The organism is Paenibacillus spongiae, from assembly GCF_024734895.1.
In the GTDB taxonomy this organism is placed as follows: domain Bacteria; phylum Bacillota; class Bacilli; order Paenibacillales; family Paenibacillaceae; genus Paenibacillus_Z; species Paenibacillus_Z spongiae.
In genome coordinates this window covers 2109741-2132850 of record NZ_CP091430.1, presented here as the reverse complement: position 1 = coordinate 2132850, position 23110 = coordinate 2109741, and the positions used below count along the sequence as shown (strand labels likewise).

At 56.1% G+C, this 23110-nt stretch carries 21 protein-coding genes and 1 other annotated feature; of the genes, 1 reads left to right on the top strand and 20 read right to left on the bottom strand.

Annotation, left to right across the window (positions count from 1 at the left end):
- Positions 1–246: 246 nt before the first annotated feature.
- The 4 genes from L1F29_RS09665 to L1F29_RS09650 form a co-directional block, all read right to left on the bottom strand.
- A complete protein-coding gene (locus tag L1F29_RS09665; protein WP_258388110.1) occupies positions 247–2937 on the bottom strand; it encodes a ComEC/Rec2 family competence protein in 2691 nt (896 codons plus the stop codon).
- 305 nt (positions 2938–3242) lie between these two features.
- Complete coding sequence (locus tag L1F29_RS09660) at positions 3243–3773, bottom strand: deoxycytidylate deaminase (RefSeq protein ID WP_258388109.1); 531 nt, start codon at positions 3771–3773, stop codon at positions 3243–3245.
- Positions 3774–3803: 30 nt separating this feature from the next.
- Positions 3804–5096: a homocysteine synthase gene (locus tag L1F29_RS09655; protein WP_258388108.1), complete on the bottom strand. Its 1293-nt coding sequence runs from the start codon at positions 5094–5096 to the stop codon at positions 3804–3806.
- 70 nt (positions 5097–5166) lie between these two features.
- A complete protein-coding gene (locus tag L1F29_RS09650; protein WP_258388107.1) occupies positions 5167–5694 on the bottom strand; it encodes a ComEA family DNA-binding protein in 528 nt (175 codons plus the stop codon).
- A gap of 396 nt (positions 5695–6090) precedes the next feature.
- On the opposite strand from L1F29_RS09650, the gene comER reads away from it, so the two are divergent.
- Positions 6091–6930 (top strand): late competence protein ComER, encoded by an 840-nt coding sequence (gene comER / locus L1F29_RS09645; RefSeq protein WP_258388106.1) that lies wholly within the window; start codon positions 6091–6093, stop codon positions 6928–6930.
- A gap of 43 nt (positions 6931–6973) precedes the next feature.
- Here the strand turns inward: comER and leuS are convergent, their stop codons facing one another.
- The 16 genes from leuS to spoVAC all read right to left on the bottom strand — a co-directional run bounded on the left by leuS (position 6974) and on the right by spoVAC (position 22951).
- On the bottom strand, positions 6974–9415 hold the full coding sequence (gene leuS / locus L1F29_RS09640; protein WP_258388105.1) for a leucine--tRNA ligase: 2442 nt from the start codon (positions 9413–9415) through the stop codon (positions 6974–6976).
- 122 nt (positions 9416–9537) lie between these two features.
- Positions 9538–9782, bottom strand: a binding site (T-box leader).
- 55 nt (positions 9783–9837) lie between these two features.
- Positions 9838–10614, bottom strand: coding sequence for a class I SAM-dependent DNA methyltransferase (locus L1F29_RS09635; protein WP_258388104.1), 777 nt, complete (start codon positions 10612–10614; stop codon positions 9838–9840).
- An 18-nt stretch (positions 10615–10632) separates the two neighbouring features.
- Positions 10633–11550: a CvfB family protein gene (locus L1F29_RS09630; RefSeq protein WP_258388103.1), complete on the bottom strand. Its 918-nt coding sequence runs from the start codon at positions 11548–11550 to the stop codon at positions 10633–10635.
- Positions 11547–11894 (bottom strand): ribosome silencing factor, encoded by a 348-nt coding sequence (rsfS, locus tag L1F29_RS09625; protein WP_258388102.1) that lies wholly within the window; start codon positions 11892–11894, stop codon positions 11547–11549. Before rsfS ends, L1F29_RS09630 begins: the two co-directional genes overlap by 4 nt.
- Complete coding sequence (gene yqeK, locus L1F29_RS09620) at positions 11891–12466, bottom strand: bis(5'-nucleosyl)-tetraphosphatase (symmetrical) YqeK (RefSeq protein ID WP_258388101.1); 576 nt, start codon at positions 12464–12466, stop codon at positions 11891–11893. The genes rsfS and yqeK overlap by 4 nt, the downstream gene beginning before the upstream one ends.
- The gene (nadD, locus tag L1F29_RS09615) at positions 12456–13046 is read right to left on the bottom strand and encodes a nicotinate-nucleotide adenylyltransferase (protein WP_258388100.1); all 591 of its coding nucleotides are present in this window, start codon (positions 13044–13046) and stop codon (positions 12456–12458) included. Before nadD ends, yqeK begins: the two co-directional genes overlap by 11 nt.
- A gap of 303 nt (positions 13047–13349) precedes the next feature.
- The gene (yhbY, locus tag L1F29_RS09610; RefSeq protein WP_258388099.1) at positions 13350–13640 is read right to left on the bottom strand and encodes a ribosome assembly RNA-binding protein YhbY; all 291 of its coding nucleotides are present in this window, start codon (positions 13638–13640) and stop codon (positions 13350–13352) included.
- A 71-nt stretch (positions 13641–13711) separates the two neighbouring features.
- Positions 13712–14605: a shikimate dehydrogenase gene (locus tag L1F29_RS09605; RefSeq protein ID WP_258388098.1), complete on the bottom strand. Its 894-nt coding sequence runs from the start codon at positions 14603–14605 to the stop codon at positions 13712–13714.
- A 33-nt stretch (positions 14606–14638) separates the two neighbouring features.
- Entirely contained in the window at positions 14639–15781 is a 1143-nt protein-coding gene (gene yqeH / locus L1F29_RS09600) for a ribosome biogenesis GTPase YqeH (RefSeq protein ID WP_258388097.1), read from the bottom strand.
- On the bottom strand, positions 15757–16281 hold the full coding sequence (locus tag L1F29_RS09595; protein ID WP_258388096.1) for a YqeG family HAD IIIA-type phosphatase: 525 nt from the start codon (positions 16279–16281) through the stop codon (positions 15757–15759). Before L1F29_RS09595 ends, yqeH begins: the two co-directional genes overlap by 25 nt.
- A 197-nt stretch (positions 16282–16478) precedes the next feature.
- Positions 16479–18704: a transglutaminase domain-containing protein gene (locus L1F29_RS09590; RefSeq protein WP_258388095.1), complete on the bottom strand. Its 2226-nt coding sequence runs from the start codon at positions 18702–18704 to the stop codon at positions 16479–16481.
- The gene (locus tag L1F29_RS09585) at positions 18701–19954 is read right to left on the bottom strand and encodes a DUF58 domain-containing protein (protein ID WP_258388094.1); all 1254 of its coding nucleotides are present in this window, start codon (positions 19952–19954) and stop codon (positions 18701–18703) included. The genes L1F29_RS09590 and L1F29_RS09585 overlap by 4 nt, the downstream gene beginning before the upstream one ends.
- Positions 19955–19958: 4 nt before the next feature.
- Entirely contained in the window at positions 19959–20915 is a 957-nt protein-coding gene (locus tag L1F29_RS09580; RefSeq protein WP_258388093.1) for an AAA family ATPase, read from the bottom strand.
- 163 nt (positions 20916–21078) lie between these two features.
- The gene (spoVAE, locus tag L1F29_RS09575; RefSeq protein ID WP_258388092.1) at positions 21079–21429 is read right to left on the bottom strand and encodes a stage V sporulation protein AE; all 351 of its coding nucleotides are present in this window, start codon (positions 21427–21429) and stop codon (positions 21079–21081) included.
- Between the two features lie 23 nt (positions 21430–21452).
- Positions 21453–22463: a stage V sporulation protein AD gene (gene spoVAD / locus L1F29_RS09570; protein WP_258388091.1), complete on the bottom strand. Its 1011-nt coding sequence runs from the start codon at positions 22461–22463 to the stop codon at positions 21453–21455.
- Positions 22464–22465: 2 nt separating this feature from the next.
- Positions 22466–22951 (bottom strand): stage V sporulation protein AC, encoded by a 486-nt coding sequence (gene spoVAC, locus L1F29_RS09565; RefSeq protein ID WP_258388090.1) that lies wholly within the window; start codon positions 22949–22951, stop codon positions 22466–22468.
- Between the last annotated feature and the right edge of the window lie 159 nt (positions 22952–23110).

Below are 23110 nucleotides of genomic sequence, written 5' to 3'. Positions count from 1 at the left end.
GAATAGAAAGTCCCAAAATAAAGCATATCAGAAAATGTTAAAACCGTATAGCCTCAGACTACATGCGGGACCAGCCCAATAACCAGTGGTAAATATAGACATAGAGGCGCCTCCGCCAATGGATTCAGCCATTCACCGGAAACGCCTCTCGGATTGAAATAATTACCCTATCGCCTACTATGTTTATCGTCGCAGCAGGGCTGAAAAACATCTGCCTCGCTGCTAGCAGACAGTTCACTTTCTATATCATGACTCGCGATGGTCTGACAGCATCGTACGCGTGAACAGCTCGCTCTTCTTTGTAACCCGTATTTGCACTTCGCCGTCCCTGTCCGTCCGGAGGATATGCGTTCCTGCGTTCTGAAGCCGCTTCACGACGTCCGGATTCGGATGTCCGTACCAATTGGTCCGGCCGACCGAGATAACAGCGGTCTTCGGCTGCCAATAAGCGAGCCACTCTGCCGTCGTCGACGTCTTGCTTCCGTGATGGGATACCTTCATGATATCGACACGCATCTGCTGCTGCCGCTGTTTGAATATCCGTTCCGCCCGCGTCAGAAGCGCCCGCTCTTCTTTGGCGTCGGCGTCGCCGGCGAACAGAAACGTCCGCTCGTAGAGGTGAAGAAGGAAGGCGACACTATGCCCATTCTGGTCTTCAACCTCCGGCACGGCCATGGCGGCTTCCTTCGTCGCCTCCGCATCCATGAAGAGCTTCTCGTCCGCGCCGCCGATAACCGTCATTCGCGCGCTCCTCCCGAGCTCCCAGCTCTGCCCTTCAACCGCACGGAAGAGCGGAATGCCCCGGTCGACGGCGGCTTGCAGCAGCATGCGCGCATCCTCCGAATCTTTGTAGGTCCCGTTCCATAAGATTCGTTTCACCGGGATGCTCGACACGATGGCATGAAGCCCTCTTATATGATCGCTATCGAGATGGGACATCACGAGCAGATCGATCGCCTGCACCCCGCGCTGCTGCAGGAGCGGAACGACTGTTTTGCGCCCTACCTCGAATGGATCGCGGCGGTTCTTCCATTCCTCACCCGGCTTGCGGAAGCTTACGATGCCGCCGCCGTCGATGAGGATATGCTTGCCTTCGGCTGATCGCACCAGAATGGAATCGCCCTGCCCGACATCGAGAAAATGAACGACCGCATCGTCCCGGTGCCAATTCGGATAATAGGCCCACAGGAGAGGCAGCAGCAATGCCGCAATGCCGGCTGCAGAAGCGCAGCGGCGGCGAAGCCTGCCCGACCTTGTCTCCCGCTTCGGTTCTACCGGTCGCCCCCCTTCGACCGCACCCCATCTATTCACATCAGCAGCCGCTTCCGTAAGCGGCATGGTGTCTGCGATCATGCTGTCTATCGCGCCTTCTTCCTGCTGCAGCGAATCCATATATCTCCTGTTGAGGAGGAGGACCACAAGCCCTAAGGCGCCGTAGACGGCAGCAACCCACCAAAGCGGCGGCTTTGCCCAAATATAGCGGAACCGTTCGACCTCGCTGAGCTGCAGTACGAATCCGAAGGTAAGGTCATTGGCGATCTCCGCTCCCTTTGCCAGCAGGGCGGCTGCCGGATGCCATATCCCAGCCAGAAGCAGCGACGCTCCGCCAAGCGGCATGACGATGAAGCTTATGAACGGTACGAGCGCAAAGTTGGCCGGGAGAGACAACAGATGAAATTGGTTGAAATAATAGACGGTCAGCGGAAAGGAAACCGCCTGGGCTACGATCGTTACGGCAGCCAGATCGTACAGCGCTTTCCATCGCTTCGAGTCCGGCATTCTCCTTCGGACCGGCGGAACTCCGACGATGAGCCCGGCGGTCACGATGAACGACAGCTGGAAGCCGACATCCTCCAATAAATAAGGATCATAGAGAAGCATCAGGAGCGCGGCCGCCGAGAGCAGGTGCAGCCCGTCCTTCAGCTTGTCCAGCCGGGCCGCCGTCAAGCCCAGCATCGCCATGATCCCTGCACGGATGACGGACGGCGAACCGCCTGCAAGCAGAACATAGAACGGCACAGCCGCGATCATCACGAGCAGCATCCGTTCGCGCGTCATGCGCAGCAGCTTGAGCAGGCCTCCGAGCACGTAGAGAAAGACGGCGACGTGGAGGCCGGAGATGGCCAGGATGTGCGTCAGTCCAAGCTGGGAAAACTGACGGAAGCGGTCGGGATCGAGATCCTCGCGTATGCCGAGGACGAGGCCCTTCATGTACCCGGCCTGCTCCCCCGGGTACAGATCGTCCATCCGCGAGCCGAGGGCATTGCGCATTGCGTCGATGCGACCCAGCAGCGACGCCTTGCTTAAGGACGGGCCCGCGGCGGTTTGCACGGAGGCGAGCCCCTTCGCCTTGAGCAGCCAGTGAATGCGCTGGCCGCTCAAGTAGCGGCGGTAATCGAAGCCGCCGAAGTTGGTCGCTGCAGCCGGCAGCTCCAGCCCGCCGGCCACGCGAACCCGTTCGCCGCGCTGCCAGCGGGCGGCGACGGCCTGGTCCGGCTGCTCCTCCAGCCGGACCTGCACGAGCAGGCGCTCGCCGCCAAGCTCCCGCGGCGCCTGCTCGCCCTCGACGCGGACGGTATGCGCGCTCACGCGGAACTGTACGCGGTCGCCGTCGATCTCGACCGCGGATATAATCGTTCCATCGGCTTCCACGGCAGGGGAAGCCGATGGAACGCCCGCCGCTGCGGCGGCGAACAGGTCTTGGAGCGCCGTGACATTGCGGGCATCCGCCCACATGCGCTCCCCTGCAGCGGCGCCGAACGCGGCCAGGCATGCCGCGGCGAGCAGCCACGACTCGCGCCGCCGCAGGGTCATTGCGAGCAGCGCGGCGGCAAGCGCGCCGCCTGCCAGCACGACCCCGCGGCCCGTCAGACCCGCCGCCGCGGCACTGCCGATCACCCAGCAAATCGTGAATAGAACGATCGGTCTTCGCGTCATCTCAAGTTCACCTCCCTGCTCTGCTGTTATTCACATGCTCCACTGCGGTCTATTTTCGAAAATGCTCCATCACATATAATCATCGGTGTATACCCTTCTCCCCTTCCCGCTCACGCCGTACAAGCAGAAACGGCAGACGCCTTCTTGGCGGTCTTCTTAAGTTTCTCACTCATTAATAGAAGCAAAGTATCGCGGAAACCTATACGTCCGATTCGTGTTAAAAACAAAAAGAACCCCCGGCTGCACCGCGATCGGCGCGTCCGGAGGTTCTTCCTCCACTCGATATCCTTTTGCTTGCTACCGCACTACGAAATGACACTCATGCCCGAATGGGCGGGAGGCTCGTATTCGGCTAAATTCCGAAAGACGATCCCCTTCTGTGTCATCAGCGTTACCACTTTCTCGCTGTCCTTCGGGTAGTTGCGATGGTAGACGATCTCTTTGACACCACTGTTGGCCAACATATTGGCACAGGTCCAGCAAGGTTGATCCGTCACGTAGACCGTCGACCCTTCCCGGTCGATCCGGTCGGTAAACATTAGCAGGTTCTGCTCCGCATGGATCGTACGGATACAGCGCTGCTTCTTGACCATGCGCTCCTCCGAATCGACCATCGTCAGCTCAACCTCTTCGACAATCATGCAGCCGGCTTCCGAACAATCGTCCACCCCCATCGGGGCGCCGTTATAGGCGGTGCCCAGCAGCTTCTTCCCTTGGACCAAGACAGCGCCAACATGTCTGCGCGGACAACGTGAACGTGTCGAGACCATATAAGCGATATCCATGAAGTAGGTGTCCCAATCTTTGCGCACGCTGTCTTGCGGTGACGTTTCCATCGCCTCATACTTCCCTTCGTTCTTCTAAAATTATGATTGGCTGGCTTCGAGCGCCTGGCGCAGGTCCGCCAGAATGTCGTCGATGCCTTCCGTGCCGACCGACAGCCGGATCATGCCCGGGCTTACGCCGGCTGCGATCTGGCCTTCTTCGGTCAACTGCTGATGAGTCGTGCTGGCCGGATGAATGATAAGCGACTTGGAGTCCCCGACATTAGCCAGATGCGAGAACAGCTTAACCGCATTGATCACCTTCTTGCCGGCTTCGCGTCCGCCCTTAATGCCGAAGGTCAGAATCGCGCCTTGGCCTTTAGGCAAATACTTCTGGGCAAGATCATAAGACGGATGGCTCGGCAGCCCCGGATAGTTTACCCATTCAACCGCATCGTTTGCCTCCAGGAATTGCGCTACTGCAAGCGCATTGGAGCAGTGGCGCTCCATACGGAGATGAAGCGTCTCCAGCCCTTGAAGCAGGAGGAAGGAATTGAACGGAGACAGCGCCGCGCCCATGTCGCGGAGCAGCTGCACGCGCATTTTGATAATGTAGGCCACAGGTCCTACTGCGTCCGTGTAGACAACACCGTGGTAGCTCGGATCCGGCTCGGTAAGGCCCGGGAATCTGCCGCTTGCCTTCCAGTCGAATTTGCCGCCATCGACGACAACGCCGCCGATCGACGTCCCGTGGCCGCCGATAAACTTGGTTGCCGAGTGAACGACGATATCCGCGCCGTGTTCAATCGGACGGCACAGGAACGGGCTCGGGAACGTATTGTCCACAATGAGCGGCACGCCATGCTTATGGGCAACCGCCGCTACGCCCTCAATGTCGATCAGATCGCCTTTCGGGTTGCCGATCGTTTCTGCGAATACCGCTTTCGTCTTATCGGTAATCGCCGCTTCGAAATTGCTCGGATCGGAAGGATCGACGAACTTCACGTTAATGCCAAGCTTCGGAAGCGTGATTGCGAACAAATTGTACGTTCCGCCATACAGGCTCGTCGAGGATACGATTTCGTCGCCCGCACCGGCAATATTCAAGATCGAGTATGTGATGGCCGCTTGTCCGGATGCAACTGCTAGCGCTGCCGGCGCTCCCTCCAGGGCGGCAATGCGCTTCTCGAACACATCGCTCGTCGGATTCATGATACGCGTATAAATATTGCCGAATTCTTTCAATGCAAACAGATCCGCTGCGTGGTCCGTATCGCGGAAGCCGTATGAAGAAGTCTGATAAATCGGCACTGCACGGGACAGTGTCGTAGGATCGATTTCCTGGCCTCCATGAACGGCCAGCGTTTCTAAAGATAATTTCGGTTGATCTGACATTTGAACTATTCCTCCTCGACTTAAATGGGCGACAGGCCCATTTTTGCCTGTCCCACTTATTCTCGCATAATCAAGACCCGGCGACAATGAGCGGATTCATTTTTTCGAGCATTTTCGTTCCGATTCCCTTCACGCGCAGCAAATCCTTCGTCGTCTTGAAAGGTCCGTTCTTCTCGCGGTCGGCGATAATCGCCTTTGCTTTGGCAGCGCCGATTCCCGGCAGCGCATCCAGCTGGTCGGCGGTTGCGCGGTTTATGTCGATTTTTCCCGAGTTGTCCGCCTCCTCATTACCGGTCTGCTTCGCGCCCTCTTGGTTCCCCGCCGGCGCGTCCGGAGCAGCAGCGCCCGGCTTCACCTGGACTGCTTGCGGTTCTTTGTCCGTCACAGCCTTCTCTCCGTTAACGGCTCTGCCCTGTGTCTCCACGGATTTCTCCTTCGAAGGATCGGTATCGTTCGTCTTCTCTTCCTCCATCTCCCCCGATTTCAAGACCGCCTCAACCTGATCGTTCATGGCGATCCAGCCCGGCGGCTCCTCCGCGGACGATTGACTCAAAGCAAAGCCGAGCATAACCGCACCAGCCGCGATCAACGCTCCCATAAGCCAGGTCCCCCGGGAGATCTTACGTACGAATCCTGCTTGCATGCTGCTCCTCACGCTCCATTCATGAATACTGAAATTTCTGCAATTGAATAACGAACTGCCGCATCCGAACTTTTTCCTCAAAAAAGGTGATGTTAGCCGAGCTAATGCGCATATCGTAGTAAGAGCAGCATAATGAGCGATCAGGTCCGGTGTATGTCTTTGCAGCCGCGCTTGTCCGGGCAGTCCACTGCCTGGCTGAAGACCGCACCCCTGGCCCGAAAGAATGACACCCGCAGCTTCTCATGGAGCATGCAGCTTTCCTGCGTATTGCTGCCGGTCCATGCGGAATCTTATGCGACGCTACGGCAGCTCTGCTATTCCAAATGGAGAGCGCCCTGGGAGGGACTAACGATGAATGTCGGTTTTATCGGAATCGGAAGTATGGGCAGTCTGCTGATCGACGCGTTTATCGGTTCGGGCGCGCTCGATCCGATGCAAATTACGGCAAGCAACCGAACGTTTGCCAAGGCGGAAAGCATGGCGCACCGATATCCCGGACTCCGTGCCGTTCACGCGAACAAGGAAGCGGCTGCCGGGAGCGATATTGTTTTTCTGTGCATCAAACCGCATGAATATAGGACCGTCATTCATGACCTTCAAACCGTCCTGCAGCCACATCAAATCATTGTCTCCATTACCAGTCCCGTCATGATTGCGCAGCTTGAGGATTGGCTTCCCTGCAAGATCGCCAAAGTGATACCCAGCATTACGAACTACGTCTGCTGCGGCGCGACCTTATGCATGTTCGGCGAGCGGATGGAGAAAGCCGACAGGGAGCGGTTGAACAGTCTCCTTGCCTACATCAGCGAGCCTCTTCATATCAATGAGCGGCATACCCGGATCGTCTCCGACCTCTCTTCCTGCGGCCCCGCTTTCCTTGCGCTGGTCCTGCAAAAGTTTGTCGATGCCGCCGTCGAGGAGACCGGCATCGCCCGGGAAGAAGCGCTGGCCATCGCCAGCACCATGCTGACGGGCACCGGCCATCTGCTGACCGAGGGCGGCATGACTCCTGAGCAGCTGCAAGCCCGCGTCTCCGTTCCGGGAGGAATAACGGCTCAAGCCTTGACGCTGTTAAACAGTGAGATTGACGGCGTATTTAACGCGGTCATCCGCACGACGCACGCCAAATACCGGGAAGATTTGGCCAAGGTTAACGTCTCGTTATACGGCGAAGAGGTGAACGGCTCTTAACGCATGCTTTGCGTTAAGAAGCCATCCACCTCTTCGTTCCGTATTAATTTGCTACGATATTGACAAGCTTGCCTTTCACGGCAATCACTTTACGTATCGTCTTTCCTTCAATCGCCTCAGCCACTTTCTCCGACTGCTTCGCGATCTGTTCCATATCCGCCTCGTTCGTATCTGCAGCGATCGAAATACGATCCATAATTTTGCCATTCACTTGAACGACGATTTCGACTTCCTGATCGATTGTCCAAGCCTCGTTGTAAGAAGGCCATTCCACGTACGTAACCGACCCGGCGTGACCCAGTTTCGACCACAATTCCTCCGCAATATGCGGCGCGAGCGGCGACAGCAGCTGCACGAAGTTTTCCATCGCTTGGCGCGGCAGCGTCTCCGCCTTGTAAGCGTCGTTGACGAAAATCATCAATTGGCTGATCGCCGTATTGAAGCGCAGGTTCTCATAATCGTCTTCAACCTTCTTGATCGTACGGTGCCAGATCCGCTTGAACGCTTCGGACGCTTCTCCATCCGTAATCTTGGCGCTTAGCTCGCCGTTATCGCCAATGTACAGACGCCATACGCGGCTCAGGAAGCGATGCATCCCCTCCACGCCGTTCGTATTCCACGGCTTCGTCGCTTCGAGCGGGCCCATGAACATCTCATACATCCGCAGCGTGTCCGCACCGAACTCATTGACGATATCATCCGGATTGATGACATTGCCGCGCGACTTGGACATTTTTTCATTGTTCGTGCCCAGAATCATGCCTTGGTTGACGAGCTTGTGGAACGGCTCTTTCGTCGCTACGACGCCAAGATCGTAGAGCACTTTATGCCAGAACCTTGCATAGAGCAGGTGAAGCACGGCGTGCTCCGCTCCTCCGATGTACAGATCGACCGGCAGCCATTCCTTCTGCTTCTCCGGCGAGCAGATCTCATTCTCGTTATGCGGATCGATAAAACGCAGGTAATACCAGCAGCTGCCCGCCCATTGCGGCATTGTGTTCGTTTCGCGGCGCGCCTTCATGCCGGTCTCGGGATCGATCGTCTCTACCCACTCGGTCACATTCGCAAGCGGCGATTCTCCGGTGCCCGAAGGTTTGATTTGATCCACATCCGGCAGCAGCAGAGGAAGCTGATCCACAGGAACCGGCTTCATCGTCCCGTCCTCCAGGTGAAGAATCGGAATCGGCTCGCCCCAATAGCGCTGGCGGCTGAACAGCCAATCGCGCAGACGGTACGTCACTTTGCCGTGCCCTTTGCCGGATGCCTCGAGCTTCTCAATCATTACGGCAATCGCCTGCTCATTATTCAAGCCGTTCAAGACGTCGGAATTGACATGCGGGCCGTCTCCTGCGAAAGCCTCCACGGAAATATCGCCGCCCTCTACCACTTCGACGATCGGCAGGTCGAACTGCTTCGCAAACTCCCAGTCACGCTGGTCATGCCCCGGAACCGCCATAATGGCGCCGGTTCCGTAACCGGCCAATACATAATCGGCGATCCAAATCGGCACCTTGGCGCCGTTAACCGGATTAACTGCATAAGCACCGGTAAATACGCCGGACTTGTCTTTCGCCAAATCGGTACGCTCAAGATCGCTCTTGCGCGCAGCCGCTTCCTGATAAGCCTGAACCTCCGCCTGCTGGCCGCTTGTCGTAATCCGGCCTACAAGCTCATGCTCCGGAGCAAGTACACAGTAGGTCGCTCCGAACAGCGTATCCGGACGTGTCGTGAAGACAACCAGTGCATCTTCATAACCGTCAATCGCGAATGTGACTTCGGCCCCCGTCGATTTGCCGATCCAGTTGCGCTGCATATCTTTAATGCTCTCGGACCAGTCCAGCTCCTCCAAGTCGTCCAGCAGTCGATCGGCATACTCGGTAATCTTCAATATCCATTGCCGCATCGGCTTACGGATGACCGGATGGTTGCCGCGCTCGCTCAGTCCGTTGATGACCTCTTCGTTGGCCAAAACCGTTCCGAGTGCCGGACACCAGTTCACCGGTACTTCAGCTACGTAAGCAAGCCCTTTATTGTACAGCTGGATGAAGATCCACTGCGTCCATTTGTAATAGTCGGGATCCGTCGTGCTGAATTCGCGGTCCCAGTCATACGAGAAGCCGAGCGATTTGATTTGGCGACGGAAGTTATCGATGTTCTTGAACGTAATGTCACGCGGGTGCTCGCCCGTATCGAGCGCATGCTGCTCCGCAGGAAGCCCGAATGCGTCCCAGCCCATCGGATGCAGCACGTTATATCCGCGCATCCTTTTGTAGCGGGATACGATATCCGTCGCGGTGTAGCCCTCCGGATGGCCGACATGCAAGCCCGCGCCGGACGGATACGGAAACATATCCAGTGCGTAGAATTTCGATTTATCCGCGTCTTCCGTCGTTTTGAACGTCTTATTATCATCCCAGTACTTCTGCCATTTCGGCTCGATTGCTTGCGGGTTGTATCCCTGCGGCTCTTGGCGATCTTGTGCCATGTGAGTTGCCTCCTAAAAGTTTTGTGAAGCTTAACTAGTTGTTTCTACTTCGCAGCAAAACTCGCTTCGTAAGCATACGCTTTGTTTTGTGCATAAAAAAACCTCCCATCCCCAGCGACAACGCTAGGGACGAGAGGTATTAATTCCCGTGGTACCACCCTAGTTAGCGGAGAACATGCTTTGTATCCGCTCACTCGACACCCTTAACGCGGGCGATACGGCATGCTTCCGGACCGGCAGATCAAGCCGGAACGATTGGGCATGCGGCTCCAAGGCGAGTTCGTCTACGTGTCATTCCGGCTCGCACCTACCGCCGAATCTCTGAATCTGACCACGTGAAACTACTGCTCCTTATCGACGCCTGATAAAAATGATTAGTTCGATTATAATGAAGCCGCATCCTGCTGTCAAGGGAAGAACGGTTATTTTACCGCTACGAAAAATATCCGTTCCGATTGAGGTCCGGGCGCTTCCAGCTTGAAGTCCGCAAACTGCTCAACTTTCGAGAACCCCGCTTTGGCAAGCGCTACGCCAATCCAAGCCGGGTCGTAGGCACGCTGCACGTGAACCTCCTCGAACCGGCGGAAGCTGGCGTCGCGCTGCTCCCCTTCGCGGGCGAATATCGTCAGATGATGCTCGATTTCCAGCCGTTCCGCATCATAGTCGCTCGTCCAGATGTAGGCGATATCGCGTTCATCCAGCACGAACGGCTGCTCCTCCGCGTATCGCACCAGCTGCCTCGGGGCATGTACGTCGAACAGGAAGAGGCCGCCAGGCTTCAAGCCGTTCCAGGTTGCGCGAAATGCGGCCTCAACATCTTCCCCCTCAGTCAAATAGTTGATGCAATCGCAGAAGGATATCACGGAATCAACCTGCTCCGGCAGCTCCCAATCGCGCATATCCTGTTGAAGCCAGCGAATCGACCCTCCATCCGGCCGGAGGCTGCGCCCTGCCCCTTCGTCCCACTTGCTGCGTCCGATCGTCAGCATATCGGCCGATAAATCGATGGCGAACACCTGGAACCCGGACAGTGCCAGCGGAATCGATATGCTGCCCGTACCGCAGCCCAAATCGGCGACGGTTCTGGGCATATCGTTCGACCGCTCCCAGCACGACCGCGCAAAGCGGAGCCAATCCGGATAGGGCATGTCTTCCATCAACCGGTCGTATACGGTGGCAAATTGCCGGTAAGCCCGCATTCTGATCCCTCCAGACGTCTATTCCTTATTCGGAGCTTCGCTATCGCCAGCTGCGCTTCCTTCAACAAGGCGTGTCCAGCTTCCTTGCTGCGTTACGAGACCGTCGCGCATAAGTTTCCCGATCGCACGCTTAAAGGCAGACTTGCTAATTCCGAATTTCTGCTTAATAATCTCCGCTTGCGTTTCATCCGAATAGGGCATAGCACCCCCTGGACGTTCCCGCAGAAAGGCGAGAATGCGATCTGCATCCTCGACGCGGCCGACTTCTTTGATAGGCGACATGGACAGGTTGACGCGGCCATCTTCACGAATGAACGTCACTCTGGCACGTACGCGCTCACCCAGACGAAGAGGCTGCAATCGCTCATCGGCCGGTATAAATCCAAATACGCCAAACCCGACAACGCCGCCGTCAACGAGGACGAACGACCCGATCTTCAGCGTCTTCGTCACCCAGCCTTCCACCCAGGTGTTCTTCCATGATTGAGGCGCAGGGAATACAAGCTTCATGAAGTCTTCTTCCGCTGCCGTCTTGGCGACGAGCCGGCCGATTTTATCATGCTCAAGCCGGACAAATACTTCATCGCCGCGGCGCGGACGCAGCGTCTTAAGCTCAGGCTGCTCCGACATCGGCAGCAGCAGCTGGCGTCCAAGTCCCATTTCGAGAAAAACGCCGATCCGGGGGTGAATATCCGCTACAGCCAGTCTAGCCACTTCGCCCAGCTGAATCAGCGGACGCTTCATCGTGGCGGCGATCCGGTCTTCCGAATCGTAGAACAGGAAGGCTTCGACCTCGGCGCCCGGCTTCGGCCGGCTGCCGATGATTTCCGTATAGTGCATCAGCACCTCTTCATTGCCGTCCGTCAGAAAATACCCATAGGGTGACACCTCGCGCGCCACCCTCAGTTTCATAATCGTTCCCGCGACTAAACTCATGCAAATTCCACGACTTTCGCGTCGGACCACAGCCGCTCGATGTTGTAATACTCGCGCTCGTCGCGATGGAATACATGCACGATGACATCTCCGATATCGATAAGCACCCATCTGCCGGAGTCCATGCCTTCAATCCCGCGCACCCGGGCGCCCTTTAATTCCGCCTGTTTACGAATTTCCGTCGTAATCGACTGTACCTGGGTATCCGAATTACCGTGGCAAATAACAAAGTAATCGGCTATCAGCGATATTCCCTTCAAGTCGAGTGCAACGATTTGGTGTGCTTTCTTGTCATCAGCCGCTGCAACAACAAGCTGCACGAGTTCATCCGATTGTATCGTCATAGCTCAGCCTCCCGTACTGTTCGTATCAAATCATTCCTCGCCGCTACCGTAAGCGGATAGATCCTTTTGCCGCGCTCCAGCAAAAAAGTAATGGTCGAGTCAAAACCGGCAATTAGCGCTTTATCTACATTATGCTCAGCTAATTCGCGAATTTTATGTACGCCGGGAAAATCGCGGCCGGGTTCCATATAATCGGCAAGACATACGATCTTGTCCATTAGCGTCATTCGTTCGCGGCCCGACGTGTGGTATCGTATAGCATCCAGTATGATGATATCGGTCACGCCGTAATCGCGTTCGGCTGCGAATGCGCCGACGGGCGCATGCCACAGCTCCTTGTCATAATCAAGCAAATCGGCAGGAAGCCCCTCCTGACGAATGATGAGCTCCATTTTGGAGGTCGGCCAATATTTCGCGACATCATGCAGTATCGCAGCCGTTTCCGCTGTCTCGGGGTCGGCTCCGAAGCGCTTCGCCAATATGACCGCCGTCTCCATAACGCCAACGGTATGTATCCACCTTCGTTCCGGCATCTCCGCGCGTACGCTTTCGATCATCTCGTTACGATTCATATAGACCGTTCCTCATTATAAAAGAATATACTTTCTCCGGTACAAGGAAGCGGATCGAGCGGCCGTCCGCCCGCCGCTTTCGGATAGCCGTGGATGAAATTTCGATAAGCGGCATTTCTGCGACCGTCAGCCGGTCGCGAATGTAAGCCGGAAGCCCTGATTGGACGATTGGCTCTCCAGGTCGTTCCACCCCGATAAAGTGGACGAGCTTTGCCAGTTCGTCGATCCGGTGCCACGCCGGCAAGTCGTTGACGCGATCGGATCCGATGATATAGGAAAAAGTCCGTCCAGGATAGAGGGACTGCAGTTCCAAGACCGTATCGATCGAGTAGCTGACCCCGCCGCGTTCGAGCTCGATATCCATCGCGCGGAAATGGGGCTGGAAATCGATAGCCCGGTAGACCATCTCAAGCCGCACTTCCCCGTCCGCTCCAGGCGCATTCTGCTTCAGCGGGGGCGCATAGGAAGGAATGAACCATATTTCGTCCAGCCCGCAAGCTTCCCGAGCCGTCTCCGCCACGATCAGATGCCCGATATGGATCGGGTCAAACGTGCCGCCCATTAATCCGACTTTTATCATGGAGTGCTCCTTTCAAACTGCAATCTTATCGTGGATTACTTCACGATATGATTGTCAGTAAGCTGCAATCGTTGACGCGGGGTACTCCAATGTCACGGTTGTCAGCGAACTGCAATCTTGGCGTGGGGTACTCCAATGTCACGGTTGTCAGCGAACTGCAATCTTGGCGTGGATTATATCACGATAAGATTGTCTGTAAACTGCAATCGTAGACGTAAGCTACTTCACGGCTCGATTGTCAGTAAACTTCAACCTTCGGCGTGATCTCACGTCCCATTTGCCAGAGAACTGCTTGTCGTATCTTTACGGCAGCTCGATCGTTTTGTTCTCTTTGGATTCCTTATACAGGACGATCGTCTTGCCGATCACCTGTACGAGCTCGGCATCCGATTCTTCCGCAATCCATTGCCCGACTTCCTTCGGGTCGTCAAGGCAGTTGTTCAGGACGGACACTTTAATCAGTTCCCGTACCTCCAGCGCTTCCGTCACATGACGGACCAAATGGTCATTCGTTCCGCCCTTGCCTACCTGGAATATAGGCTGCAGATGGTGCGCCATCGAACGCAAATATCTTTTCTGTTTACCTGTTAACATCGTCGTATATCCTTCTTTCGTAAATGAATCATACCATGGGTGAAGAGTTTCGTCGCAGAAAAGCGAAAGGATTATTGGGTGAATGCATTCAGCACGGTTTCACGCATCGCTTCCACCGGTGCCGGCACGCCAGTCCAATATTCGAAGGCATACGCGCCTTGATAAATAAACATCCCCAGTCCGCCATGAATGCGGCACCCGCGCTTCTCCGCTTCAATGAGATACCGGGTCTTCAGCGGATTATACAGAATATCGCTCGCAACCGCATCCGGCCGCAGCCAAGAAACGTCAATCGGCGTTTCGTCCACGTTCGGATACATCCCGACTGGAGTCGTGTGGATCACAATATCAGCGCTCGCGCAAGCTTCCTGCACGGCATTGCTGTCGATTGCCCGAATATCGGCAGACCCGCCGAAAGCATCGGCCAGCTCCTGGGCCCGCTCAACCCGGCGGTTCGAGATCGTGATCCCGGCCACGCCTTCGCGCAGCAATGCATAGACAATTCCTCTCGTTGCGCCGCCCGCGCCTAGGATTAGAATACGCTTGCCCGCCAGCTCCGGTTCTGCCTCTTCCTTCAGCGACCGGACATAGCCCAGTCCGTCCGTATTATAACCCGTAAGCTTGCCGTTATCATTGACAATCGTATTAACCGCCCCGATAACCTGCGCGCTCTCATCGATCGCATCAAGAAACGGCATCACTTCAAGCTTATGCGGAATCGTTACGTTCACGCCGCGGATTCCCATCGCCCTGACGCCGGCAATGAAGTCTCCCAATCGCTCGCCTTGAACGTGAAAAGCGGTGTAGATTCCGTTAATGCCGCGCTCCCGGAAAGCCCGGTTCATCATAATCGGCGACTTGGAATGACGCACAGGGTCCCCGATTACGCTGTATAGGACCGTATGGCTGTCAACTGCGTTCCCCTGTTCCAGCAGCCGCTTTGCTTCGTTACTATTAACCGTCAAATCCGTCACTCTCCCCTACGAACAAACGCTCGCTCAGATCAGCGCATCGCGCATCAATACGCGTATGCCCTTCGGCGCGTAGACGTCTACCAGTGCGCCGTTCATCCCGTTTGCATGAATCCAGCCCAGTCCGGATATGAATATATCGGTTTCCGTACCTCGCCGAATCGTCAGCCGGTGGCGCGTCCAAGCCGGAATTTCCTCGAGCTGCTCCTTATTCGGCGGGGACAGCAGCTCGCCCTTATGATCGGCATAGAGCTCATCTGCCCGCTCCAGCTTCGTCCGGTGAACGGTCAATCCGCCGGAAATATACAGCGTAAAGGACTGCCGGTCGCCTTCAACAAAATCGAACCTGGCCAGCGCGCCGACGAACAGCGTTTGCTGGGCGTTCAGCTGATACACGAGCGGTTTGATCTCTTTCTCCGGCAATAGAGCCTGAAGAACGCCGCGGGGAACGATTTCGGTCATCCGGTGCGGATAGACGATCCCCGGCGTATCGATAATCGCATTCCCGTCATCGAGCGGGATATGAACCGCATCCAGCGTCGTTCCCGGATATCGCGAGGTAGTCAGCTCCCGCTCCAAATCGCTGTAATCGCGGATTAACCGGTTAATTAACGTCGATTTGCCCACATTCGTTGCGCCTACGACGTATACGTCCCGATTGCCTCTGTGTACTTCGATCGCTTCAATGACGCGATCGAAGCCGATGTTCTTCTTCGCGCTGCACAGCACGACGTCAACGGTACGCAGCCCTTGCGATTTGGCCTGCTTCTGCACCCAATTGCGCAGTCTGTTCTGGTTCGCGCCTTTAGGCAGCAAGTCGACCTTGTTGACGACAAGCAGCACCGGATTGTTGCCGACAAACCGCTGCAAGCCGGAGATGAGGCTGCCTTCGAAATCGAATAAATCGACGATATGCACAACAAGGCTGTCCGTAGCGGCAATACCGCCGAGCAGCCTCAAGAAATCGTCATGATCGATTGCGACCGAAGCCGCTTCATTATAGTTCTTAATGCGGAAGCAGCGCTGGCATATTGCGGGTTCCTTATTGATCGCGGCCGCCGGGATAAAACCCGGCTTATCCGTCGATTCCGACTGCAGCCGAATGCCGCAGCCGGCGCATGCGCCTTGCTCTTGTTGCTGTTTCGTCACTTGCGATCCTCCTCGGGCCATAGCCCTTTTTTGCGAAGGCGGGATAGGGCGATTTTTTCCAGTCTGCGGTTGAAACGGGTCATGATGCCTTCATCGCCTGGCGAGATCGGACTGACCAGAATCGTATGAAGCCCCATTCTCCGTCCGCCCAACACATCCGTCATCATCTGATCTCCGATGACAGCCGTCTGTTCAGCCGGCAAATCGAGTACGGCAATCGCTCCCTTGAACGCTTTGTTAGCCGGCTTGCGGGCCGCGTGAATATAAGGAATGTTGAGCGGCTCCGCAAACGCGGACACGCGCGTCCGGTTATTGTTCGAGACAATGACGACCTTGAATCCCAAATCCCTGACAACATTAAGCCATTCGACAAGCTCCGGCGTGGCAAGCTTTACCTTGGCGCCGACGAGCGTATTATCCAGATCCGTAATGATGCCTCTCATGCCGCGTTCTTTGAGGGCATTCAAATCAATATCGTATATGGTATTGACGCGCATATGCGGCAACAGCCGTTCAAACATGGTTTCGACTCCCCTGCTATCGCTATCATCGAAACTATACCATACAAAGGGAATTCCATGCAAAGGCTAGTCTCGCCGCACCAATTCGTATCCAAGCCGGATGTTATGCTGCGCCGCGCCTTGCATCAAAACTTCATTCCCGACTCGTAAAAAAAGAAACCGGAAGGGCGTTATTACCCCCTTCCAGGTTTCTTGCGCTAAGTCAGCTTCTCGCGAACCGAGCGGACATGAGCTTCGAATGCGGCAATTTCATCCTCCGTGATGATCTGGCTGCTGTACATCGCCTTCTCGAACGTCTGCTGGATCGCGCGAAAATCAGTCTGAAGAAACGTTAATCTGCCTGACCAGCGGGACATCGTTTCGCGAACGGTTTCATGCTCGTCGCGGTCAAGCCCTTTACGCCGGCAGTGTCTGATCAGCCGCTCCGTGTCTTTCACGACACGCTCGTTGGCCGTTCTCGCGCGGTCCCGGTATTGTTTCCAGGCAGCACGTATGGAACGGTAGCGCAGCGCTGCGATTGCGCCGAGCAGGAGAACGATGGCGGCAGCGATCGACCAGCCCGGTACCTTGAAGCCTTCCTCCTCGACTTTCGTCTGCGCAGGAGCCGTTTCGGTATCGACTTCCGGGAGATCGGCCGGCTCGTTGCTTGGCAAAGCATAAGGGAAGGTAAATCCTGCGGTAGGCTCGAAAGGCAGCCATCCGTAGCCTTCAAAATACACCTCTACCCAGGAATGCGCATCCGCATTGCGGACGGTATACGTCCCGGAACCGTCAGGGTTCATGTTCATCATGCCGTCCGGTCCTTGCGGGCGCGCAAATTCGGAATCCATCGGCAGCGATCCCGGCGCATACCCTTTCACCCACCGGGACGGAATGCCGATCGAGCGCGTGAGAACGGCCATCGCGGTCGAGTAGTAATCGCAATACCCTTCCTGCATTTCGAAAAGAAAAGCATCCACGAAATCGGTGCTCGCCCGGACGGATAGATCCGGCTTATTATTGTACGTGAAATTCGTCTGCAGATAGCGTTCGATCGCCCTAACCTTATCGTACGGCGTGCTTGCCTCCGACGTAATATCTGCGGCAAGCTCGCGCACGCGTTCCGGCAGTTCGTCCGGAAGCTGCAAGTAAATCGAATCCAGGCTATCGCCGAGACCGGCAATCGGAATCTTGCGGAGCGCCTCTTCATCTAGAACCGCTGTATCCGATACGATGGAATAGGTCTCCGGATAGCCGGCCGATTCGCTCTTGGGCAGCCGCAGCTCCCAGGATTGCGGCAGCCATCTCATCGGCGGGAACGGCTTGTCGATCTCTCCCATGTAGACGATCGATGAAATGGGTCCTGCACCGAATAGAACCGGATAACGGTCTTTGCGCAGCATCGTGAAGGTCTGTTCCACCTTCACGGTCCCGGCAGCGGACCGGTCCGCGCCGTGAGGCAGCGCTTGCCCAGGGGAAATGGACGTAACCGCCTGTTCCCGCAGCTCGGCTCTGCTATCTTCCCAGCCGGCACCGTTATACAGCGCCTTCGTCTCTCCCCGCCAGTAGCTTCGCCTGTTCGTCGTCACCGTCATGACCGGCGAGTAATCGAAGGTGAAGCCATTGCCCAGCGTCTCGTCGTTGCGGCTGTAACCGGAGCGGCTGTCGCCCGCATTCTTCGGGGCAACGGTTTCGGTGCCGATCTTGCTGCCGATATACGAAGGAACCGTCTCTCCGCGCGATTCCTTCCATACGGTATAAGGATCCTTCAGAATCGGATCGATGGACGGTACGAACAAGCCCGCCCCCATAACAAGAGCTATGATGAGCAGCACAGGAAGGAATAAGCTGAGCGGATATTCAAGCAGATGACGCCAGCTCTCCGGATGCTTCTGCTTGAAGCCGGCGAAGTGGCTGGCCACCAGCCAGCCCAGTCCTACAAATACGATACCCGCGATTTCTTCCCACAAATAGATCGGCGTCAGCAGCGAGTCCGCCACCGCAAGGGACAGCAGCGCCGCGGAGACGAACATAATAATAGCCGCTCTTTTGCTGCGAAGAAGGACTGCCGCCTGAATGACTAGCCATACGCCCAAGCTGATCCAGATATATGGAGTCAGCTGTTCCATCTGGATGCTGCCCCACTCCCGCCATTCTTCGAATGTATTCCGGTCGGTAACGGGGGGGACCCAGCTAAAGTCCGTATAGATAATATTAATTGTAATAAGAGCGATAAGCTGCAGTGCAGCGGAAATCTTCTTCCAAGGCATGGCGACCATCAGCAATGTGGTCGAGATCAGAACGGCATGAACGATAGTAAACGTCGATTCCCACCAGTAATCGTACAAACAACGAATCCAGATCAAGATAAGGAGTGATGCGAATACGGCCGATATTTTGTGGTACCAGTCGCCAAGTAAGCCCAAGCGGGAACCTTCCATCATGAGCCCCCTCCTTCCAGCGCCGCAGGAAGCTCCTGCAAGCTTCCGATCGAGTATACCGTGAACCCTCCGCGGCGCAGCAGCCTTAGCCACTCTGATCCGGAGCGGTCCGTGCCGAACATCAGATCCCCGGATCCCTTCATATGAATAAGAAGCGGAACAACGCCTCTGCGGGACAGCCATTCCATCGAGCGTACGGCTTCTTCGCCTCCTTGCGGGCTGAGAATCACAACGAACGAACCATAGGGAAGCATCGCCTCCGACTGTCTCAGCATGCGGTAAAGCGGCATGCTGCCATCAGACTGGACGCGAACCAGATGGTTCATCATCAGCTCCAGCTGGTCCTGTGCCGCCTGAGGCGCGAAGCCTTCCTTCTTGTCTCCGACCGACAAGAGTCCGATCGAGGTGGACCGCCGGAAGGCAAACTGCGCCAGCGATGCTGCGGAAGAGACGGCCAGCTCGAACTGCTCCTGACGCTCATAGGCGCCGCTGTAGCGGTCCAGCACGAAGATCGTTCGCGGCAGCGATTCCCGTTCGAATTCCTTGGATTTCCATTGACCGGTTCTCGCTGTGGCATTCCAATGAATGCGGGACAGCCGGTCGCCGTAAATATATTCTCTTACGCCATTGATTTGGGTCGTTTCCTTCGCCGCCCGCTGCGTGGCGGAGGTCGAATAAGGGCCCTTGACGCCCAGCCTCAGCTGGCTCCACTGCCGGATCGGAATCGTCTGCGGATAGACGCTGAATGGCTCCTGATGCTCGAACGTGCCCGAATGCTCAAACAGCCCGAAGATATCGCGAGTCGAGCAGGATGTCGGCGCGAACCGATATACGCCCCGCTCCAGCGGCGGTGTCGTATATGAGATTTCGCCGTTTCTCCGGTAGCTCGGAACGAACGAGGCCTCGAACGGAAGCTCGCTGCCGTTCTGACGAATAATGCGGTCGCGGACAAGAACATAGGGAATCGGCCACATTCCCGGTATATGAACCGCTACCTTCACGTCGAGCCGCGCTCCCGCCGTAAGCGATTTCTCCAATGAAGCCGGTCCCGCTCCGTAGGACAACCGCCTTGTTCCTTCCACTCTGCCGATACCGCTCCACCGGCCGAGGACAAGATAGATCAGCAGCACATTAAATATGCAGAAGAGCATCAAGGACGTCTTCCCGCCTTGAAACAACAGGAACAGCAGGGAAATGGCATACACCATGCCGATGACCCTCCAGCGCATCATCGTTCTGTCTGCCGTAAACATCGCGCTAACGCTCCAACCGGACTGGAACGTTCGTCTGCCGGACGATCGTATCGATAACATCCTCTGCCGTCGAGCCGTTCATCCGCGCTTCGGTATGCAGCACCATCCGATGCGACAAGACCGCTTGGATCAATCCCTTGATATCGTCCGGGATGACATAATCCCGTTCATGGAGAAAGGCATTCGCTTTGGCGGCGGCCATGAGCGATATAGCCGCGCGCGGGCTTGCGCCCAGCAGAACGCTGCTGTGTTCCCGTGTTGCGCGGACTAGCCGGATTAAATAATCGCCGACCGCCTCGTCGACATGCACGCTTCGAACCGCCTGCATCAGCTTCGCCACCTGTTCAATATCGGCAACCGGCAGCAGCTTGTCTGCCGGCGAGGAGGAATCCGGCGCAAGAACCATCTGGCGCTCTGTCGCGGCATCGGGATAGCCGAGCGTGAGCTTCATCATAAACCGGTCGAGCTGCGCTTCCGGAAGCGTATACGTTCCCTCGAACTCTATCGGATTCTGGGTGGCGATTAATATAAAAGGCTGCGGAAGCTCATAGGAGTCTCCATCCACCGTAACATGCCGTTCCTCCATCGCTTCGAGCAGCGCGGATTGCGTCTTGGTCGTGGCGCGGTTGATCTCGTCGACGAGAAGCAGATTGGTCATAACCGGACCCGGGCGATAGACGAACGTCTCATCCTTCGGATGATAGATTGCGACACCCGTTATATCCGTCGGCAGCAGATCCGGGTTGCACTGTACCCGGCGGAACTGTCCGCCGATTGTTCTGGCCAGCGCCTTCACGAGCTGCGTTTTGCCCGTGCCGGGCACATCTTCGAGCAGGACATGTCCACCCGCCAGAAGGGCGGTTAACAAACGTTCTATTTCGATCCTTTTTCCGAGGATACATCGTTCCAAATTGCTGCGAATTGCGCTGCATAGCGTATAATCGACATTACGATTTTCCATGGTACAACCTCCCGGAAGATAGATATATGACAGCATACTAGTATTTTACAGAAAATACTCCCTACCGTATAGCAGACAACAGAATAAAAAAAATTGGAAAATCCTACAGTGGATTTCCCAATTTTGTTCATTTCGATCGATTCCATTCCTGATCAGGCCTCCGCTACCCTTTTGGCCTGACCACGAGAGCGGCCAGAAACGAGAATATGATCGCTGCCGAGATGCCCGCGCTCGTCAGATCGAAGATGCCCGTAATGACACCGATCCACCCGTCGCGATAATATTCGGTGAGCGCCCCGTGCACCAGTGCGTTCCCGAAGCTTGTAATTGGCACCGTCGCCCCCGCGCCGGCAAAATCGACGAGCGGCTCATACAATCCGACGCCGTCCACGATCGCCCCCGTCACGACTAGAGCCGCCATCGTATGAGCAGGCGTCAGCTTCACGACGTCAAACATGAGTTGGCCGATCACACATATGGCCCCTCCGATAATAAAAGCCCAAACAAAATGCATACGGCGCGCCCTCCTTCTTCCATTTAATGTTGGCTCTCAATCGACACGGCATGCGCGATGCAGGGAATGCTCTCGCCCTGCTGATAAGAGAGCGGAGAGAGCAGCGCGCCGGTGGCGACGACAAGAATCCGTTTAAGCTCACCCTGCCTCAGCCGTTTGAGCAGATGACCGTATGTAACGACCGCAGAGCAGCCGCAGCCGCTGCCTCCCGCCTGCACCTTCTGACGGTCGACATCGTAAACCATTAAGCCGCAATCGTTGAATACGGTATGCTCCATCGGTACGCCGTCACGCGTGAGCAGATCCTTGGCAATATCGTGTCCGACGCTCGCGAGGTCGCCCGTTACGATGAGATCGTAATCCTTCGGCTCCCGGCCCGTATCGTTGAAATGGGCTTGGATGGTGTCCACAGCAGCCGGGGCCATCGCAGCTCCCATATTGAACGGATCCTTGATGCCAAGATCGACGATCTTGCCGATCGTAGCGCTGGTTACGACGGGACCGACGCCTTCGGCTGCCACGACTGCGGCTCCCGCCCCCGTAACGGTATACTGCGCTGTCGGAGGCTTCTGCGAACCGTATTCCGTCGGGTAGCGAAACTGCTTCTCCGCCGTGCAGTTATGGCTGCACGTACCGGCCAGCACATACTGCCCGGAGCCGGAATTGACGATGAGCGAAGCGATTGCGAGCGATTCCATGGACGTGGAGCATGCCCCGAATACGCCGAGATAGGGCGCTCCGATCGTTCTGGCGGCGAAGGTATTGCTAATGATCTGGTTCATGAGGTCCCCGCCGACATAGAATTGAAGCTGCTGCTTGCTAACTTTCGCATGCTTCAGCGCGAAATCGGACGCTTGTTCCAGCAGCAGGCGCTCCGCCTTCTCCCAGCTCTTCTGCTGGATATCCAGCTCGGGATGTACGAGATCGAAATCCGCAGCAAGCGGGCCCTCCCCTTCATCCGGCCCGACGACCGTCGCCGATCCGATGATGACCGGCCTCCTATCAAACCACCATGTTTGATTACCCCGCAGCATCGTTAATGTCCCTCCAGGCCCAGCGCCATGTAGACAATGCCGACGAAGAATGCCGCCACGGCGCCGAATACGATAACGGAGCCGGCCAGCTTGAACATGTTCCCGCCTACACCGAGCACAAGCCCTTCGCTGCGGTGCTCCAGGGCTGCGGAGCACATCGAATTGGCGAAGCCCGTAACGGGAACGGCTGTCCCTGCCCCGGCCCATTGGGCGATTTTGTCATACACTCCCAAGCAAGTAAGCACGATCGAAATAAGAATCAGGACCGCGACCGTCGGATTTCCTGCCTCCGTCTTGCTCATATGGAAGGCATAGACAAAAAAATCGGTGATGACTTGTCCTAACAAGCAAATGATGCCGCCTACCAAGAAAGCGCGGACACAGTTTCTAAAGATCGAACGGGACGGTTCCCGGTTTTTGGCGTACGTTTGATATTCTTTCGGAGACATGGTCATTTTTTTGTACTTGTCGCCTGATTTCGTTGCCACGGGCTGTTCATCTCCTGTCTTGTAGGTTTGAAAAGTGTGGAGCTTCTTCAAAGTATTCGTCAAATAGGGAATCCTTATGCTGCAATTAACGGCCGCTCTCTCCTAACGGATGACAAGCGTTCCTTCTATAATAAGGCTTCACAAAAAAAACACCCTCCC

Bases quoted from the DNA above. Each gene is read 5' to 3' on its own strand.
- L1F29_RS09665 (WP_258388110.1), bottom strand. From the start codon at position 2,937: ATGACGCGAAGACCGATCGTTCTATTCACGATTTGCTGGGTGATCGGC.
- L1F29_RS09660 (WP_258388109.1), bottom strand. From the start codon at position 3,773: ATGGAAACGTCACCGCAAGACAGCGTGCGCAAAGATTGGGACACCTAC.
- L1F29_RS09655 (WP_258388108.1), bottom strand. From the start codon at position 5,096: ATGTCAGATCAACCGAAATTATCTTTAGAAACGCTGGCCGTTCATGGA.
- L1F29_RS09650 (WP_258388107.1), bottom strand. From the start codon at position 5,694: ATGGGAGCGTTGATCGCGGCTGGTGCGGTTATGCTCGGCTTTGCTTTG.
- comER (WP_258388106.1), top strand. From the start codon at position 6,091: ATGAATGTCGGTTTTATCGGAATCGGAAGTATGGGCAGTCTGCTGATC.
- leuS (WP_258388105.1), bottom strand. From the start codon at position 9,415: ATGGCACAAGATCGCCAAGAGCCGCAGGGATACAACCCGCAAGCAATC.
- L1F29_RS09635 (WP_258388104.1), bottom strand. From the start codon at position 10,614: ATGCGGGCTTACCGGCAATTTGCCACCGTATACGACCGGTTGATGGAA.
- L1F29_RS09630 (WP_258388103.1), bottom strand. From the start codon at position 11,550: ATGAGTTTAGTCGCGGGAACGATTATGAAACTGAGGGTGGCGCGCGAG.
- rsfS (WP_258388102.1), bottom strand. From the start codon at position 11,894: ATGACGATACAATCGGATGAACTCGTGCAGCTTGTTGTTGCAGCGGCT.
- yqeK (WP_258388101.1), bottom strand. From the start codon at position 12,466: ATGAATCGTAACGAGATGATCGAAAGCGTACGCGCGGAGATGCCGGAA.
- nadD (WP_258388100.1), bottom strand. From the start codon at position 13,046: ATGATAAAAGTCGGATTAATGGGCGGCACGTTTGACCCGATCCATATC.
- yhbY (WP_258388099.1), bottom strand. From the start codon at position 13,640: ATGTTAACAGGTAAACAGAAAAGATATTTGCGTTCGATGGCGCACCAT.
- yqeH (WP_258388097.1), bottom strand. From the start codon at position 15,781: ATGGCCCGAGGAGGATCGCAAGTGACGAAACAGCAACAAGAGCAAGGC.
- L1F29_RS09595 (WP_258388096.1), bottom strand. From the start codon at position 16,281: ATGTTTGAACGGCTGTTGCCGCATATGCGCGTCAATACCATATACGAT.
- L1F29_RS09590 (WP_258388095.1), bottom strand. From the start codon at position 18,704: ATGATGGAAGGTTCCCGCTTGGGCTTACTTGGCGACTGGTACCACAAA.
- L1F29_RS09585 (WP_258388094.1), bottom strand. From the start codon at position 19,954: ATGTTTACGGCAGACAGAACGATGATGCGCTGGAGGGTCATCGGCATG.
- L1F29_RS09580 (WP_258388093.1), bottom strand. From the start codon at position 20,915: ATGGAAAATCGTAATGTCGATTATACGCTATGCAGCGCAATTCGCAGC.
- spoVAE (WP_258388092.1), bottom strand. From the start codon at position 21,429: ATGCATTTTGTTTGGGCTTTTATTATCGGAGGGGCCATATGTGTGATC.
- spoVAD (WP_258388091.1), bottom strand. From the start codon at position 22,463: ATGCTGCGGGGTAATCAAACATGGTGGTTTGATAGGAGGCCGGTCATC.